We start from the raw sequence: 16,864 nt of genomic DNA on the forward strand, positions 1-16,864 counted from the left end.
TACAGAAAAGAACAGCGCCATGACCGTCATCCCCACCCATCGCGTCGTACCTGTCGATCCTTCCGCGAACCGTCAGCTCGAATTGCTGCGCGCACAGCGCGACGACTTCCTGGCCGACGGTCCGCCGTCTGCCGAAGTTCGACTCGATCGGATCGACCGGTTTCTCGCCTCCGTCCTCGAGCACGTCGACGAGTTGACCGAGGCCCTCGACGCCGATTTCGGAAATCGTCCACGAATTGCGAGCCTGCTCAGCGACATAGCCGGAGTTATCCCCGGAGTGGAGCACATCCGAAACAACATCGACGAGTGGATGGCAGATCAGGAGGTGGTCGGCTCGGATGCTGCGGGCACTCCAACCTTCGTGCAGATCCGGCCGAAGGGCGTGGTCGGGGTCATCGGACCGTGGAACTTCCCGGTACTTCTGGTCGTACATCCGGCCATTGAGGCGCTGGCAGCCGGAAATCGGATCATGATCAAGTTTTCCGAGATCCCGTCGAGAACCGCAGACGTGTTCGCCAAGGCGATTGCCACGAGAATGTCCCCGGAGGAAGTGGTGGTGATCAGAGGCGGAGTGTCGACGGCATCGACATTTTCGGATCTGGCTTTCGATCACATCATCTTCACCGGGTCACCAGCCGTCGGCGCCCTCGTCGCCGAAAACGCGGGCCGGAATCTGGTACCGGTGACTCTCGAACTGGGCGGAAAGAATCCGGTGGTCCTCGGTGACGACGCCGACGTCGCGTTTGCTGCCGAGCGCATCTCGGGTGTTCGAATGATGAATGGCGGACAAATCTGCTTGTGCCCGGACTACGTCTTCGTGCCTCGCGCGAAAGTCGACGACTTCGTGAACGAATACCGCAGTTCTGTCGAGAATCACTTCGCGGACTACCCGAACAACCCCGGCGTCGTCACGATCGTCAACGACCGCAACTTCGATCGAGTCACTGCGCTTATCGACGACGCGGTGAGCAAGGGGGCACGCGCGATCTCCCTCGTCGCAGACGAGGATCAGAAGTCCCTTCCGGACAGGGCATCTCGACGAATCGCGCCAACCCTGCTGCTCGATGTCACATCCCAGATGGCAATTGCCGCCGAAGAGATATTCGGCCCAGTCATCGTCGTGTACCCCTACGACGAGCTCACCGAAGCGATCGACCACATCAACGCGCAACCCAGCCCACTGGCGGCGTACTGGTTCGGATCCGACAGCGCTGACTTCCGAGAGTACATACGCCGCACCACATCCGGTGGAGTAACCCGGAACGACCTCGTCGTCCACTGGGGCGTCGAAGGAGCTCCGTCCGGAGGAATCGGGCGAAGCGGAATGGGGGCGTACAGCGGCAAAGTAGGATTCGACACCTTCTCACACCACCGAACCGTGACGGCCAGTACCACTGAGACCGCGTTGGCAGCCCGATTCATTCCGCCCGCCGGTGACGTCGAAGCCGAAACCATCGGGGCTGCAATTGGTTACGCCCTGGACGCAATCCAGCAGCGCCTGAGCAAGTCCTGAGGCTCCACGTCGACTCGACCACCCGAAAAGGTTCACCATGCGCACCACCGCCGCCATTTCCACCGGTCCGAACAGTTCGTTCGAACTCCACGAGATCGAGATTTCCGATCCACGCTCGGACGAGATACTGATTCGGCTCGTCGCGACCGGAATATGCCACACCGATCTCGGCGTCAAGGCCGTCTCGACACCTGGTGTCGCAGCTGTCTACGGGCACGAGGGCGCAGGTGTGGTCGAGAGAATCGGATCCGAAATCACCGGTGTCCGAGTGGGCGATCACGTGGTGATCGGTTTCGACAGCTGCGGTCGATGCCCGAGATGCGCTGCCGGGAATCAGGCTTACTGCCAGGAATTCGGTCTGCGCAATGCCTCGGGGATGCGGCTCGACGGTACGTCACCACTGACCACTCTGGACGGAACCGAGGTATGGGCGTCCTTCTTCGGCCAGTCCAGTTTCGCGCGACACGCGATAGCCCGACGCACGAATGTGATCGTCGTGCCACCTGACGTGGATTTGACAATGGTTGCTCCACTGGGATGCGGATTTCAGACTGGGGCCGGTGCAGTCGTCAACATCGTCGATCCGGAACCGAGTTCGAGCCTGGCCGTCTTCGGTACAGGCGGAGTCGGAATTGCTGCAGTGATGGCGGCTTCGGCACTCGGCGTGGAGACGATCATCGCGGTCGATCTCCACGCCGAGCGTCGACAACTCGCTCTCGACGTCGGCGCTACACACGCATTCAACGGTTCCGATCCCGATCTGTCGGAAAAGGTTCGCGCACTGACGAAAGAGAGACCGACGGCGGCGATCGACACCACGGCCGTTCCCCAGGTGATACGTACAGCCGCACACGTACTCGGACCCCTGGGAACTCTGGTTCTGGTGGGCATCGGCCAACCAGAAGTGAGTTTCGACGTCTCCGACATCATCATGTCAGGAAAGACGATCCGTGGCTGCATCGAGGGTGATGCCGATCCGGCGATTCTGATTCCACGTCTGCTCGCCTGGTATGCCGAGGGAAAGTTTCCGTTGGAGAAGGTGGTGACGACGTACGCCTTCGAGACGATCAACGAGGCCGTGCGAGCTGCGACCGGGGCAACGGTCAAACCGATTCTCATCTTCTGAACCTGTGCGCCCTGGTTGCCCGAACACTCATTCAACATGACATCTATTGCAGGAGAAGCAGAACCGATGAACTCACTTCATGATATCGATCCCCGAACACCGGTTCTGGTGGGCGTGGGCCAAGCGTCCGAACGTCTCGACGATCCCGACTACCGAAAACTGTCTGCAGTCGGACTCGCAGCAGAGGCGGCACATGCCGCGCTCGCCGATACGGGCGTCGACCCCGCCCTGGTCGGTGCCCGACTCGACACCGTTGCCGGAGTCCGACAGTTCGAGATTTCGAATCCGGGTGCGTCGGCCCCGCTGGGGAAGTCCGACAACTATCCACGTTCAGTGGCAGATCGCATCGGTGCCGACCCCACCCGCGCAATTCTCGAGGTCGTGGGCGGGCAGTCACCTCAGCATCTCGTCACGGAATTTGCACGCACCATCGCGAGCGGCGACGCGGATGCTGTGCTGATCTTCGGATCCGAGGCGATCTCCACCACCCGTCACCTCGCGGGAACCGACGATAAACCGGACTTCGGCGAAACCCGCGGGGGTGAACTGGACGACCGCGGATTCGGATTGAACGGGTTGGCCTCGAGCTATACGGCAAGCCACGGGCTCACCGACATTCCTAGTCAGTACGCGTTGTTCGACAACGCTCGCCGCGCCCGTCTCGGGTTGACTCGCGAAGCGTATGCGCGATCGATGGGTGAACTGTTCGCACCATTCACTACTGTGGCGGCGAAGAACCCACATGCCGCCGCTCCGACGGAACGAAGCGCGGATGAGTTGGCCACCGTCACCGAACGCAACAGAATGATCGCCGACCCGTACCCCAGATTCCTGATTGCACGCGACCAGGTGAACCAGGGAGCCGCCGTTGTGCTGACGTCGGTGGCAGTCGCCACCGAACTCGGGATACCGCAGGAGAAGTGGGTCTTCCTGCACGGTCAGGCCGATCTCCGTGAGAAGGACCTGCTCGATCGCGCCGACCTCGGCACCAGCCCCGCCGCGATCACTGCTGCCCTACACGCACTCGAGGTCGCCGGCATCGGCGTCGACGACCTGAACGTGCTCGACTTGTACAGCTGCTTCCCGATTGCCGTGTCGAACGTGTGTGACGGGCTGGGGTTGGAGGCCGACGACCCTCGCAACCTCACCTTGACCGGCGGACTGCCCTTCTTCGGCGGTGCCGGCAACAACTATTCGATGCATGCCATAGCCGAAGTGGTGCAGGCGCTTCGCGCGGCACCAGGGACTTACGGCTTCGTCGGTGCCAACGGCGGTCTGCTGAGCAAGTATTCGACCGGAATCTACTCGACCACACCGACGAACTTACGGGACGACAACAGCACCGGCCTGCAGGTCGAACTCGACTCGGCGCCGAACGTGCTCGTCGCAATCCGGGCGGACGGCTGGGCAGAGATCGAGACCTACACAGTTCAGCACCGACGTGACAAGGTGCTCGGGATCGTAGTGGGTCGCCTCGACGACGGACGCCGCTTCCTGGCCACCGGCATCGACGGCGACAGCGAGCTTCTCGACCGTCTTCAGATCGGGGAGCCGATCGGGAGCAGAGTGTTCGCGAGGTCGTTCGGACCGGGCAACGTCGTCACGTTGTCGGAGGAGCGCATGGATGAACTTCGTCCGCGAGCCATACCCCAGCTGCGCAACGACTATCAGTTCGCCACAGTCCGGCGTACGGGCCATCTCCTCGAAGTGACGATCAATCGCCCCGAGACACGCAACAGTCTCACCCCGCAGGCCAACGACGAGCTCGACCAGATATTCGACGCCTATTTCGCCGACCCGGACCTCTGGGTCGCGATCCTCACTGGAGCCGGCGACAAATCCTTCTCCGCAGGCAACGATCTCGGTTACTCGGCGAGCGGGAAACCCATGTGGGTGCCCAAGAACGGTTTCGCTGGTCTGACGAGCCGACGGAACATGACCAAACCCGTTATTGCCGCGGTCAACGGTTTTGCCATGGGCGGCGGATGTGAAATTGCTCTGGCCTGCCATCTGGTTGTCGCCGACGAAACGGCGAAGTTCGCGCTCAGCGAGGTGAACGTCGGTCTCGTGGCCGCGGCAGGTGGACTCGTTCGGCTGCCACGCTCCGTTCCCGAGAAGCTGGCAACCGAGATGATCCTGACCGGCAACAGGATATCCGCGGAGACTGCCAAGTCTTACGGCCTCGTCAATCGAGTCGTCCCGGCGGGCACCGCACTCGATGGAGCCCGTGCGTTGGCGGACGAGATCCTGACCGGATCACCTACGTCGGTACGCATTTCACTTCAGATCATGAATGAGACTCGTGCGGTATCTGACGTAGTCGACGCGATCGATCACCGGTCGCCCGCTCTCGACGAGTTACTGGTAAGTGAAGACCTCGTCGAAGGCCTGACGGCGTTCGGGCACAAACGTCCACCTGAGTGGAAGAACCGCTGATTCTGCAGAGCACCGTCGAACCGTGAGTGAACCCCCGAACGTCTAAGGACTTTCGGGGGTTTGCTCGTCGAATTGGATGTACTGATAGGTTCGAATCAACCACGCCACGTCGGGCATACGACACAACGTCGCCCCGATCTACTCCTCTGTTGAATCAGCGACCTACTCTTCCGGTGAACGTGGTCGCGGTTGCCCACAAACGCAAAGCTCCGCTGACCCAGATCGCGAAAGACTTCCCTGCTGCACCCGAAAATAGCTGCACCCCAAACAACTTGACAACATCTGACTAGTTGTTCGCCAGCATCTTCAGATCATGGGTTTAGCTAAATCCGCCAGACGAACTGGACGATTGGTCTACAGTTCCGAAATTGGAAGCCCTGCACTGATCGATCTGGCGATGGAGCCCACGCGCCTTTGAATTCCCTTTCTCGACGAATGTTCTTGACCGCCGGCGCCGGCGCGGCAGCTGTCGCCGTCGCTGCAGCGCGCAATGGCTTCGCCGGTACCTCCGGGAGGACTCGACTCCATCGAGCACGTAGTCCTGGTCATGCAGGAGAACCGCTCGTTCGACCACTACTACGGAATGCTGCGCGGTGTAAGAGGATTCGGCGACCCCAACGCGTTGACATTGCGGCATGGGACCTCAGTGTTCGAACAGCCGGGTCCGAACGGCCCGGTGCTCCCGTTCCCGATCCGGGACTCCGCTGCCGCGCAGCAGATGGACACCCAGAACATCAGCGGACTCGACCACAGCTGGGACGGCGACCACAAGGCCCTGGCGGACGGCTGGCACGACGACTGGATCGAAGCCAAGACGGCCTCAACCACGGCCTACTACGACCGCCGCGACATGCCGTTCCACTACGAGCTCGCGGACGCGTTCACGATCTGCGACGCCTACCACTGCTCGGTGCCGACATCGACCAGCCCGAACCGCAACTACTGGCTGTCCGGGTACACCGGATTCGAACCCCCCGGCCTGAATCCGTTGGGTTCGATGGATTCGTTCGGTTCGATGGATTCGTTCGGTTCGGCTGGATCGTCGGAATTCGGAGGTCCCGGGGGTCGCGCCGTCACCAACGCCGCCTACAACCCGTGGCACGCCGGCTACGACTGGAGCACCGTTCCGGAGCGGCTACAAGCCGCCGGCATCGACTGGAAGACGTACCAGGAGTGGGACAACTTCGGAGACAACAACCTGGAGTACTTCACCACCTTCAAGAAGGTGGTGGCTCAGCTACTCGGCGTGATCCCGCACGAGCTGCGGACCTTGGCTGGGCTGTACCTCGCGCTGCCCGAGTTGCCTGCTGCGGCGCAGGATGCGGCAGTGACCACCCTCGCGAATGCGGCGGACGGACTGTCTCCCGCCGACCGCGAGTTGTACGACCGCGCGCTGTACCGGTCACGGCCGGGCACGCTTGCCGCCGAGTTCCGTAAGGACGTCGAGTCGGGGCAGTTGCCGCAGGTCAGTTATCTCGTTCCGTCCGAGGTTGATTCGGAGCATCCGTCCGGATCGTCACCGGCGGCGAGCGCGACGCTGCTGCACCAGGTACTCGACGCGATCGCTTCCGATCCGGCGATTTGGGCGAAGACGGCCGTGATCGTCAACTTCGACGAGAACGATGACTTCTTCGACCATGTGCCGCCGCCTCGTCCGCCGCTCTCGGTCGGTTCGGAGTGGGCAGGGGGTCAGCCGCTCGGGCTCGGCCCCCGGGTGCCGATGACGATCATTTCGCCGTGGACCGTCGGCGGGTTCGTGCGTTCGCAGGTTTTCGACCACACGTCGGTGAATCGGTTCCTGGAGAAGCGATTCGGGATCACTCAACCGGAGATCGATCCGTGGCGGCGGACGGTCAGCGGGGACCTGACGTCGGCCTTCGACTTTGCGAACCCGCGAAGCCGGCCCAACCTCGTCCGCCCGCAGCCCACCCCGCCGCTCGAGCCGCGGTGGACCCCGACTCCACCGGCCTTGCTGCACATGCCGGTGCAGGAGGGCGGTACCCGTCCCGCTCGGGCCTTGCCGTATCAGCCGGACGCGTATGCGACCGTGGACTCCGGTGCGCGTTCTCTGACGGTGCACCTTGTCAACGGCGGTGCCGAGTCGGCGCACCTGGCCTTGTATCCCTACGCCGACGAGTTCGATCTACCGCGGCACTACGATGTCCTCGGGGAGGCTGACGACACCGTAGCCCTCGAGGGTTCGCAGTACAGCCTGATCCTGTTGGGCCCCAACGGTTTCAGACGCGAATTTGCCGGGTCGATCGAAGGCGCGGCAGCTGCGCTCGAACTGTCCACCCGGGTCGACGCGTCGGGTGGAGTACTCGATGTGACTGCGGCGAATCCAGCTTCCCGCGAACTGACCGTCGTTATCGACGGGCAGAGTCGTTTGATCGCGGCTGGAGGTAGTGCGTCGTGGACGGTGCGGTCGGTGGACGGCTGGTACGAGGCCGACGCGAGCGTCGACGAGGATCCGGACTTCCGTCGTCGGCTCGCCGGACATATCGAGAACGGACGGGGAAGCGTCAGCCAACGAATGTGACACGGCTCTGTCAACTTAACTGCCGTGAGTCAGGGATGAGGGTCGGATGAGTCGCGGAGACGAAACGCGGGCGGATGCGACGCGGTCGCTGCACACACGGCACCGCTATCCCGCGGAGATCATCACGCATTGCGTGTGGCTGTACTACAGGTTCGCCTTGAGCTTGCGCGATGTCGCAGAGTTGATGCTCGCCCGCGGCATCGTCGTCTCGCACGAGACGATCCACACGTGGTGCGCAAACAGGGCCGCGCGCCGAGGGTGCCGGTAGCGGTGTTCAGCGCGATTTCGCCGCACTTCCGGCCCCGCCGACACAAGCTCACCCGAGCGATTACCGCTCCGAAATGACCAACCGATTCGCCACCTGGAACGACGTCACCGCGTACCCGCCGCCTGAACCCGCGTCCCATGAAAAACTCCGTCCCATTGTAACCGAATTCTCTTGATTCCCAATTGCTTTCAGTTAAGTTGACAGCGCCCAGAAGCGTGCGGGATTTGCAATTCTGGGGTTCATCTGGGGTTCATCGTTGCTTGGTGCCGTGCGCGATGCGCACGGCACCAAGGTAATACCCGCAACCGAAGTTGTTCAGGTCCTTCCGCCGGCATCGCTGCTAGTCAGTGCCATCCATAACCGTGGGTACTGCGATGATTCCCGCCAGTTCACGTTGGTGAGAGTCATCCGAATTCGGCTATCGCCGTATCCGGTTGCCCCGCGACCACTTTTTGATTCCTCGCGACTCGACAAACCGCACCGAGCAGTAGATGAGATCTGTTATCGAGAAATTGCGTCGAGATCTCGATTCTTGGTGCGATCACCCATTCTGATAATCCCGGCTGAGACCAGCAACAGAACGATAACTACAGCACAAGTCGTGTAGCCGCCAGGACCAGCCAGGAGTGGAAGCACGATGAATGGCGCAACCGCGCCGCCGAGGTGGCCGACCCCGTCACAGATCGCCGTACCGGTACCGCGTTGAGCAGTAGGGAAAACCTCAGCCGTATACATGAATGCTGGTGCCGACATGGTGCCGACCCCGTAGGCGGCGACCAAAGCCCCCACGGCGCCTAACGTGTTTCCACCGGTCATGATCAAGCCGACGCCAGCGGCGAAGATGAGTGTTCCCGCAACAATCAGTGTGCGACGTTCTATCCGTTCGATCAACAGTGCCACCATCACAGCCGCAATGATCGGTGCAACACGGGAATAAGCGGAAATCTCGAGTGCTTGAGACATCTGGATTCCGACGCCCTCAAGTATCAAGGGCAGATAGCTCACGACTCCGTACATCGCAATGTAGAAGATGAACCAGTAGCCAAGAACTATCGCGAGTCTCCGTCGCAGTGGTTTGCGAAGCAAGGCCCTCAGACTGGATTCGCCTGGATCTGCGCGGCGTGTCTCCGCGAAACCCTCACTTGGATCGGCACCGGCATTGCGCTGCATCTGGCGCACAATTGTTGCGGCCTCGTCAACACGCCCCTGTGCAACGAGCCAGCGCGGCGATTCCGGCAACGATCTTGAGTTGATGAAAGGCAAGACTACTAGAACTAGCCCTCCGAACATGAGCAACAAGCGCCAGCCCGCTGTGTGTAATCCGTTGAGTATTGGAAGTGAAACCAGCCCGCATACCAGATTCAACACCATTCCGATCAGGTAGATGCGGGAAAGGTACTCACCGCGACGATCGCGCGGGGCCATCTCACCAATGTAGCCCGAACACAGTGCAATAACCGCGCCCATGCCGCATCCCGCTAAGAACCGGAACAACGACAGTGATTCGACGTTCCATGCCATTCCGGTTGCAAAGCCACCGAGACCGAGAACCAGGAACGTGAGGAATAGGCCCTTCTGACGCCCAGCGCGATCTGCAACGCGGCCAATGAAATACGCGCCTACACAGTAGCCGATGAGGTTCCACATAACCGGCCAACTGAGGTCTGCACTTTCCAGCCCGAGATTTTCTTTCACACCGGGAATGATCAAGGGGAACACTGCAATGTCGTAGTTGGCGAAGAAGAATGCCAACACCAACGCCAGCCAGCCCCCACGACTCAGCCCGACCCGAGGCATCTGGTCAATCGTTGCCTCAATGGTGAGATTGCCACCTATCGACGACACAATCGGTGGTGAGTGTTCGTCGAGTGCATTTTCGTCGTTCATCGCGCTGTCATCTCTCATTCGGTGAGGAGGTATCTATTAGTGTGTGTGTGGCGTCACCGTGTTCTGCTTGCGAGGAAAGCCGTACGGTGTCGCATCGTTGATGCTGAGATGATCCCGGATCTCGGTTTGAAGGTTCACAACGAGCGTCCCCCATCCGGGGCGCCTCTACTGTCGATCACTGAATGCCGAAGTCGTTGATCCGATGCAGATGCATCCTGTTCACCCGTCGCCATCGACTCGCAAAAGTGTTTTGCACATCATGCAAGTGTCGATTGTGGTGCCCCGCAGAGCTTCCTGTGCAATTCGCAAATCGGCACGTACACGTGCTGCGATTAGCAGCCCACCAGCAGGTTCTGCAATTCGAATGGCACCGCGTCCCCGCTGTAGCTCCCGCAAAGACTCCGTACCCAGATCCGCTAGATCGTCAGGCCTAGATGCTCTGTAACCAAGTCGATTACCGAGCCGTATGAGCTCAGGTTCGGCATCGTCATGAATCCGTGAATGGTGTCGCTGATGTTGTTGTGTCGCACGGAAGTTCCGTCGCGCTCCAGCAGGGAGGCGTAGTTAATGCCATCGTCACGAAGAGGGTCATGCCCTGCCGTGATCACCAACGCCCCGGGCAGGTCGGCGAATGACGAATGGAGCGAAGGGCACACCCGCGGATCCGAACGCTCTTCGCTTGTGGCGTACATGTCGAAGAACCACAAAACGTCAGCTGTGGTCAGTACTGGTGCGTGCTCGTTGTCGAACCACGAGGGGCGCGCAATCGCGTACTCCGTCCCCGGATAGAAAAGCACCTGAGACTTCAATGCCGGTATCGCTCCCCGATCGAGATGGGTAAGCACGGCGGAAAGATTTGCGCCGGCACTATCACCGCCCACTGCTAGCCGGTTTACATCGATACCGAGCGCCGGTCCGTTCTCTCGGACCCATGAAAGTGCCGCAACTGCATCGTTGACAGCGGCCGGAAACTTGTTCTCGGGAGCAAGTCGGTAGTCGACAGATACAACGGCAATGTTGTTGCGCAATGCGATATCTCGGCACAAGTAGTCGACTCCGCCGTCAAGTCCGCCAGTGGCCCACCCACCTCCGTGGAAGTAGAGCAGTGCGGGAATTGGTCGAGCGTCGACGTCCGGACGGTAGACCCGGACGGTGAAGGTCACCTCATTCGCATGCACGCTGTGCTCCGACACCTCGCCGACCTGTGGGAGTTCCGGCAGTTGTACACCCATTTGATCGATGGCCGTGCGCACGTCGGCGATAGAGAATCCGCTGAGGCCTTCAGCGGGCAGAACTGCCGCCAACGCGACTGCGACCGCTTGGGAATCTGCGGCCAGCGGGGTCTGGAGTGAAACTTCGGTCATGATGTTATCCGTTCTTGTTGAGTTCGAGTCCGGTGAATTCACCGTTTTCCCACCATTCTTCGATGAGCCCCCAGTAGTCCCGATCAGGCGCTTGATAGATCTCCCGGAAGATTCCCTGGGTGACGTTTCCCTGGCCGTTGTAGTAACCGGGCGTGCAGGTCGCCTGGTAGGCGGCATGGGACTCGCCGGCGAGACGGACCACCTCGCCCCACTCGGATTCCGCCTCATGCGTGGGCTCGAAGCTCACGATGTCGGCGTCGAGCGCGTGCTTGATCATTCGGGTGGCATGCCGTGCCTTGCGATCGAGCATGTAGGTGTAGTGCACGTTGAATGCGTTCTGGCTCAACCCCAGTTCGATGAGGTTGGGGAAATCTCGCGAGAAGAATCCATGCAGGGTTTTCAGACCGCCGGCGAAATGCTCGCGAAGGTTGCGCCCGTCGCGCCCGAGAATCTCGTAGCCATAACTTCCCACCGTGTGCGGTCCGGTTTCGAACCCGGTGGCGAAGATCAAACAATCAACTTCATGCTCGACACCGTTGGCAACGAACCCGTTTTCGGTGATCCGATCGAGGCCCTGTCGTGCATTGATCAAGGTGACTGATTCTTTATTGAAGATCGGCAGGTATTCGTCGTGGAACCCGGGGCGCTTGCAGACCACGCCGAACCATGGCTTCAGCGCCTCAGCTGTCTCCGGGTTTGAGACCGTCCGGTCGACACGTTCGCGAACAGCGTTGACGATCTTCAAGTCGGACAGGATGGAAAGATGAATCTGGTCTTTCTCCGGCAGTGAGGACACCTCGACATCGACCAAATCGTGCCCGGGGAGGGCACGGTAGATCTGCGTCCACACATCTTGAACGAGGTCCTCCACGTGCACGAGACCCGACAATTGGTCGGTGAAGTTCTCGTGCATCTGCGATTGCCAGCCGGGAGTGAGAGTTGCAACCCAGTCAGGATCAGTTGGGGCGTTGTTTCGTTCGGCGACCAGCGCCGGGGTGCGCTGCACCACGAACACCTGCTCCGCGGCATCGGCAAGGTGCGGCGCGACCTGGATGCCCGTCGCCCCGGTACCGATCAGTGCGACCCGCTTGTCCCGGAGTTTGTCCAGTGGGAGATCTTGATCGCCTCCGGTGTACTGGTAGTCCCATCGGCTGGTGTGGATGATCTTGCCCTTGAAGTCATCGATTCCCGGCACAGTCGGGTACTGCGGTTTGCTGAACGGACCGTTGGCCCTGATGACGAACTTGGCGCGAATGGTGTCTCCGCGGTCGGTTGCGATCACCCAGGCGTTGTGTGACTCATCCCAACGGACGTCTGTGACGACGGTTTGGAACAGCGCGTTGGGGTATATATCGAAGAGCCGCCCCAGTCGTTGGGCGTGTTCGAAGATTTCTTTCCCACCGACGTATTTTTTGGTCGGCATGTAGCCGGATTCCTCGAGGTACGGCAGGTACAGGTACGACTGGACGTCGCACTGTGCACCCGGGTATCGGTTCCAGTACCAGGTGCCGCCGAAGTCGCTCGCCTGCTCGACGATGCGAAAATTGTCAATGCCTTGTTCCTTCAACCACTTTCCCGCAGTGATACCGCCGAAGCCGCCGCCGAGTACCACGACGTCGAGGTCCAGATCGACACCTTCCCGGTCGAATCGAGGCGCGTACGGGTCCCAGGTCCGGAGGGCCTCTTCGTCGTGCGCGTCCGCGCCCTTCGATCTGCTCGTGGGTCGAGCTAGCCGCGCGTCACGCTCTTCGTCGTAGCGGGCAAGCAGTTCTGCGTAGTCGAAGTCCACATCGACCGGAACTCCGGATTCGGGCAACACGACTGGGGTTTTGACGACGACATCTTTGCTGTTCATCGAAATCCTTCTGAGAGATTGACGGAAAACCGACAGGGCGTCGAAATTTCTTGACAGCCCGTCGAGTAGTGACATAAGTTACAGACCCAGATGGGATCTGTAAACCCCACCCAGTCCGCACAGCACTCGAGACAGCACTCGAGCCTGGACTGAAGGTTGATAATCGTCGAGATGAGGAAATTCATTGTGACAAAGCACATTTCACTGGAACCCGAACTTGTGTCCGCTGCAGCGACAGGCGGTACTGTCGACGGTGTCCTGCGCCGCTCCGCCGCGAGGTTTCCCGGCAACACGGCCCTCACCTTCGACGGAAGGGCGCATAACTATCGCGAACTCGATGACGCCGTCACCAAAGTGGCTGCATACCTGATCTCACTCGGCCTGAATACGGGTGATCGCGTCGCGGCGTACGGCACCAACTCCGATGCATACGTGATCAGCTTCCTGGCCTGTACACGCGCCGGCCTGGTACATGTGCCGGTTAACTACGCACTCAGGGGCGGGGAGTTGACGTATCTCCTCAGCCAGTCGGGGGCACGGGCTGTCCTGGTCGACCCAACCCTTGAGGACGTCCTCACTACCGCGTCGAGCGACCTGGTCGCTGTCGAACACATCCTGCTACTACGCGAGGCGGAGGGTTCCATACTCGAGGTCGCCGCAGAAGACGCCGTTCCGAACCTGATGCCGGCTTCCTCACCAACTCACCTGGCCCAGCTCCTCTACACCTCTGGCACTACCTCAAAGCCCAAGGGCGCCATGATGACCCATGAGGCTTTGGTCTACGAGTACGTTTCGGCGGTGATGGCACTCGACTTGACGGCCGACGACAACCCGCTCGTCGCAATGCCGCTCTACCACTCGGCAGGCATGCACGTGTTCATGCTGCCTTACCTCTCGGTAGGCGCGACCGTGAATTTGATTGCATCGCCTGACATTCCGGAAATACTGCGCCGCGTCGAGGAGGACCGGATCGGATCCTTGTTCCTCGCCCCGACCGTATGGGTTCCGCTCGCCAGCCACCCCGATTTGGACTCTCGCGACCTGTCCTCGCTACGCAAGGCACAGTACGGCGCGTCGATCATGCCGGTGACGGTGCTCAATCGACTGCGTGAACGCTACCCCGATCTCGGATTCTACAACTGCTTCGGCCAGTCCGAGATCGGTCCGCTGGCAACGGTGCTCCGCCCCGAGGACCATGAGGACCGGCCTTCTTCCTGCGGTCGACCGGTCTTCTTCGTCGAGGCCAAAGTCGTAGACACGGAAGGAACCGACGTCGCCGCCGACGAGCCAGGCGAAATTCTCTACCGCTCCCCACAACTCTGCCGAGGGTACTGGGAGAACCCAGATGCGACGGCGGAAGCGTTCCGTAATGGCTGGTTCCACTCCGGCGACCTCGTTACGCGCGACGAAAAGGGATTTGTGACCGTCGTCGACCGGATCAAAGACGTCATCAACACCGGCGGCATCCTCGTCGCCTCCCGGGAAGTCGAGGACGCAATCTACTCGCATCCAGCAGTCGCGGAGGTCGCAGTCATCGGCGCCCCTGACGACAAGTGGATAGAGGCGATCAGTGCTGTCGTGGTTTTGCGCGACGGCGCGCAGGCTACCAAGGAGCAACTGATCGAGCACGTCAAAGAACAGATCGCACCGTTCAAGGTACCCAAGCAGATCAGGTTCGCCGAATCCCTCCCCCGCAATCAAAGCGGCAAGCTCCTCAAACGGGAACTGCGAGCGTAACGCGTTCTGCAAAGCCACATTTCACACCGGCAAGCCAAAAGCCCCGGCATGGACCACACGGTTCGTGCCGATGAAAAAAAGTTCGTCGTTCTCAACCGCCGACGACGAGCGAAACTCAACAGGAGAGATCATCATGTACCGAGTCACCATCGCCTACAACCACCCCAGCGATCCCGCCGCTTTTGACGAGTACTTCGTCAACAATCATCTTCCGATCGTGCGCGCCATCCCGAACCTCGCGAAGGTCACTTTCGGAAAGTGCGAGACGCTGGATGGGTCCGCCCCCGAGCACTACGGAATCGCCGTCATGTACTTCGAGTCGAAGGAAGCGGCGATTGGCGCACTCACCTCGAAGGAAGGCAAAGCAGCCTCCGCGGACGTCGCCAACTATTCAGCAGACGACGCGCTCATCTCCTTCAGCAACGAGGACCACGTCTGGCCGTGAAATCGACTGCGGCAGAACATCGCGCTCACATCGCGCACGCCTGATGCAGGACCACACCTAGTGGGTTAGACAGGCGCGTCCGGCACGAACCCCACACAGGCGCATCCAAATAACAGGAAACGAATGGAGACTAAATGACACGGCGATATGTGGTCACAGGCGCCGCCTCAGGCATCGGACGAGCGAGTGTCGAACGACTCCGCGGTCAAGGTCATCGAGTCATCACAGTTGATATCACCAGTGCCGATATCAACGTCGACCTTTCAGCCTCGGAAGGTCGTGACGAGATGACACAAGCGGTGACGGCACTCTGCGACGGCCAGGTGGATGCCGTCGTTGCCGTCGCAGGCACGACCGCCCCAACTGCGAAAACCGTGGGCGTCAACTTTTTCGGGGCGGTTCGGACACTCGAACTCCTCCGCCCGTTGCTGGCCAAGTCGGATGCGCCCCGTGCAGCGGTGGTGTCGTCGCTGGCCGCCTTACAGCCGGTCGACGAGAAGCTTCTCGAGCTCCTCCTCGCAGGTGACGAAGCGGCAGCGAAACTCGAGGTCGACCGCATCGGTGATGCGGTAGATGCCACCGGAAATAATCCGATGTACACATCAACCAAACGCGCGTTGTCACTGTGGGTCCGAAAGAATGCCTCGGCGCCGGAGTGGGCCGGTTCTCGCATTGCGTTGAACGCGGTGTCGCCCGGTGTGATTCGCACCCCGATGACGGACCACGGATTCAGCTCAGAGGCAGGGCGTGAGATCTTCTCAGGAATCCCACTCAATGCACCGGCAGGAAACCCTGAAGTCGTCGCCGCCGCATTGGATTTTCTGACGAGTGCCGAAAATTCATTTACGACCGGCCAGGTACTTTATGTGGACGGAGGAATAGAATCAGCATCCCGATCTGACGAATTCTGACCCACGATACCTGTCGGAGCACTTGCTCCGGAGTACAATGAGTCCCTCTCGAGCAATCGGGAGGGACTCATTATGCACCACAATCGTCATTTCGACGTCGTGGATCTATCCCCCATGCGGCACTGAACGCCACTGAACGCAGATTGTCCAGCATTCGCTGGGTTTCACTCGCCTGAGGCTTCACCAAGCGATCTTGATAATAGGCGTTTATGCTCATGTCATTCAAGACAGTCGCCAATCCCACGTAATCAGAGCTACAGGGCTTCGCCACACCCGCCAACGTGTCCATTTCGAGCTGATGCGCGTATTCGCGGACGAACGATTCCAGCAGCGCCGACCACCGACGACGAATATCGGCATCGATACTCACTGCCTGCATTCCGGCGATCATAATTGCATCGTGGTCAACCCACGTGGAATAGGAGGCATTTGTCAGTCGATCGTGGTAGTCCTCGATCGATTCGTGAGCGCGTCGGGGAACACCGCCCGTCCGCTCGATCCATATGTCCCAAACTTCCGCTACCAGATCACCGAGCACCTCGTACTTCGATTCGAAATAGAAGTAGAAGTTTGAACGGTTGATACCTGCTGCAGTCGCAATATCTGCCACAGAGAGTTCGAGGAAGTTCCCTTTTGTGAGGAGATCGCCAAACGCGTCTAAGATTGCTCTTTTTTGAAGCTCACCCTTCGAAGGATGCTGGCGTCGAGAACTCGAGGCTGGTTCATCGTTCTCGATCATAGGCATGGCTAGATCATACCGAGCTCACTCGAACGACTGACCGA

At 60.2% G+C, this 16,864-nt stretch carries 12 protein-coding genes; 8 read left to right on the forward strand and 4 right to left on the reverse strand.

The window, feature by feature from the left end:
* Positions 1 to 19 precede the first annotated feature (19 nt).
* From EEB13_RS03120 to EEB13_RS03140, 5 genes are all read left to right on the forward strand, one after another.
* Entirely contained in the window at positions 20 to 1,513 is a 1,494-nt protein-coding gene (locus EEB13_RS03120; protein ID WP_141484564.1) for an aldehyde dehydrogenase family protein, read from the forward strand.
* Between the two features lie 37 nt (positions 1,514 to 1,550).
* Positions 1,551 to 2,639, forward strand: a complete 1,089-nt coding sequence (locus EEB13_RS03125; protein WP_141484565.1) for an NAD(P)-dependent alcohol dehydrogenase — start codon at positions 1,551 to 1,553, stop codon at positions 2,637 to 2,639.
* A 66-nt stretch (positions 2,640 to 2,705) separates the two neighbouring features.
* Complete coding sequence (locus EEB13_RS03130; protein WP_141484566.1) at positions 2,706 to 5,075, forward strand: acetyl-CoA acetyltransferase; 2,370 nt, start codon at positions 2,706 to 2,708, stop codon at positions 5,073 to 5,075.
* Positions 5,076 to 5,565: 490 nt separating this feature from the next.
* Positions 5,566 to 7,614, forward strand: coding sequence for a phosphocholine-specific phospholipase C (locus EEB13_RS03135; protein WP_141484567.1), 2,049 nt, complete (start codon positions 5,566 to 5,568; stop codon positions 7,612 to 7,614).
* 46 nt (positions 7,615 to 7,660) lie between these two features.
* Entirely contained in the window at positions 7,661 to 7,882 is a 222-nt protein-coding gene (locus EEB13_RS03140; RefSeq protein WP_261984550.1) for a hypothetical protein, read from the forward strand.
* Between the two features lie 501 nt (positions 7,883 to 8,383).
* On the opposite strand, the gene EEB13_RS03145 is transcribed toward EEB13_RS03140, so the two are convergent.
* The 3 genes from EEB13_RS03145 to EEB13_RS03155 all read right to left on the reverse strand — a co-directional run bounded on the left by EEB13_RS03145 (position 8,384) and on the right by EEB13_RS03155 (position 12,988).
* Positions 8,384 to 9,769, reverse strand: a complete 1,386-nt coding sequence (locus EEB13_RS03145; RefSeq protein ID WP_187328479.1) for an MFS transporter — start codon at positions 9,767 to 9,769, stop codon at positions 8,384 to 8,386.
* 416 nt (positions 9,770 to 10,185) lie between these two features.
* Positions 10,186 to 11,133, reverse strand: coding sequence for an alpha/beta hydrolase (locus EEB13_RS03150; protein WP_141484569.1), 948 nt, complete (start codon positions 11,131 to 11,133; stop codon positions 10,186 to 10,188).
* A gap of 4 nt (positions 11,134 to 11,137) precedes the next feature.
* Complete coding sequence (locus EEB13_RS03155; protein WP_141484570.1) at positions 11,138 to 12,988, reverse strand: flavin-containing monooxygenase; 1,851 nt, start codon at positions 12,986 to 12,988, stop codon at positions 11,138 to 11,140.
* Between the two features lie 219 nt (positions 12,989 to 13,207).
* On the opposite strand from EEB13_RS03155, the gene EEB13_RS03160 reads away from it, so the two are divergent.
* The 3 genes from EEB13_RS03160 (at position 13,208) to EEB13_RS03170 (ending at position 16,081) form a co-directional block, all read left to right on the forward strand.
* Complete coding sequence (locus tag EEB13_RS03160) at positions 13,208 to 14,725, forward strand: fatty acyl-CoA synthetase (protein ID WP_261984532.1); 1,518 nt, start codon at positions 13,208 to 13,210, stop codon at positions 14,723 to 14,725.
* 133 nt (positions 14,726 to 14,858) lie between these two features.
* On the forward strand, positions 14,859 to 15,170 hold the full coding sequence (locus tag EEB13_RS03165) for an EthD family reductase (protein WP_141484572.1): 312 nt from the start codon (positions 14,859 to 14,861) through the stop codon (positions 15,168 to 15,170).
* Positions 15,171 to 15,304: 134 nt separating this feature from the next.
* A complete protein-coding gene (locus EEB13_RS03170) occupies positions 15,305 to 16,081 on the forward strand; it encodes an SDR family oxidoreductase (RefSeq protein WP_094273838.1) in 777 nt (258 codons plus the stop codon).
* A gap of 70 nt (positions 16,082 to 16,151) precedes the next feature.
* On the opposite strand, the gene EEB13_RS03175 is transcribed toward EEB13_RS03170, so the two are convergent.
* Complete coding sequence (locus EEB13_RS03175; protein WP_141484573.1) at positions 16,152 to 16,826, reverse strand: TetR/AcrR family transcriptional regulator; 675 nt, start codon at positions 16,824 to 16,826, stop codon at positions 16,152 to 16,154.
* Positions 16,827 to 16,864 lie beyond the last annotated feature (38 nt).

The sequence above is a fragment of the Rhodococcus sp. WS3 genome (genome assembly GCF_003797085.1).
Taxonomy (GTDB): Bacteria; Actinomycetota; Actinomycetes; order Mycobacteriales; family Mycobacteriaceae; genus Rhodococcus_F; species Rhodococcus_F globerula.

What these genes read in the sequence shown, in the direction of transcription:
- EEB13_RS03120 (WP_141484564.1), top strand. Translation starts at nt 20, where the DNA reads ATGACCGTCATCCCCACCCATCGCGTCGTACCTGTCGATCCTTCCGCG.
- EEB13_RS03125 (WP_141484565.1), top strand. Translation starts at nt 1,551, where the DNA reads ATGCGCACCACCGCCGCCATTTCCACCGGTCCGAACAGTTCGTTCGAA.
- EEB13_RS03130 (WP_141484566.1), top strand. Translation starts at nt 2,706, where the DNA reads ATGAACTCACTTCATGATATCGATCCCCGAACACCGGTTCTGGTGGGC.
- EEB13_RS03135 (WP_141484567.1), top strand. Translation starts at nt 5,566, where the DNA reads ATGGCTTCGCCGGTACCTCCGGGAGGACTCGACTCCATCGAGCACGTA.
- EEB13_RS03140 (WP_261984550.1), top strand. Translation starts at nt 7,661, where the DNA reads ATGAGTCGCGGAGACGAAACGCGGGCGGATGCGACGCGGTCGCTGCAC.
- EEB13_RS03145 (WP_187328479.1), bottom strand. Translation starts at nt 9,769, where the DNA reads ATGAACGACGAAAATGCACTCGACGAACACTCACCACCGATTGTGTCG.
- EEB13_RS03150 (WP_141484569.1), bottom strand. Translation starts at nt 11,133, where the DNA reads ATGACCGAAGTTTCACTCCAGACCCCGCTGGCCGCAGATTCCCAAGCG.
- EEB13_RS03155 (WP_141484570.1), bottom strand. Translation starts at nt 12,988, where the DNA reads ATGAACAGCAAAGATGTCGTCGTCAAAACCCCAGTCGTGTTGCCCGAA.
- EEB13_RS03165 (WP_141484572.1), top strand. Translation starts at nt 14,859, where the DNA reads ATGTACCGAGTCACCATCGCCTACAACCACCCCAGCGATCCCGCCGCT.
- EEB13_RS03170 (WP_094273838.1), top strand. Translation starts at nt 15,305, where the DNA reads ATGACACGGCGATATGTGGTCACAGGCGCCGCCTCAGGCATCGGACGA.
- EEB13_RS03175 (WP_141484573.1), bottom strand. Translation starts at nt 16,826, where the DNA reads ATGCCTATGATCGAGAACGATGAACCAGCCTCGAGTTCTCGACGCCAG.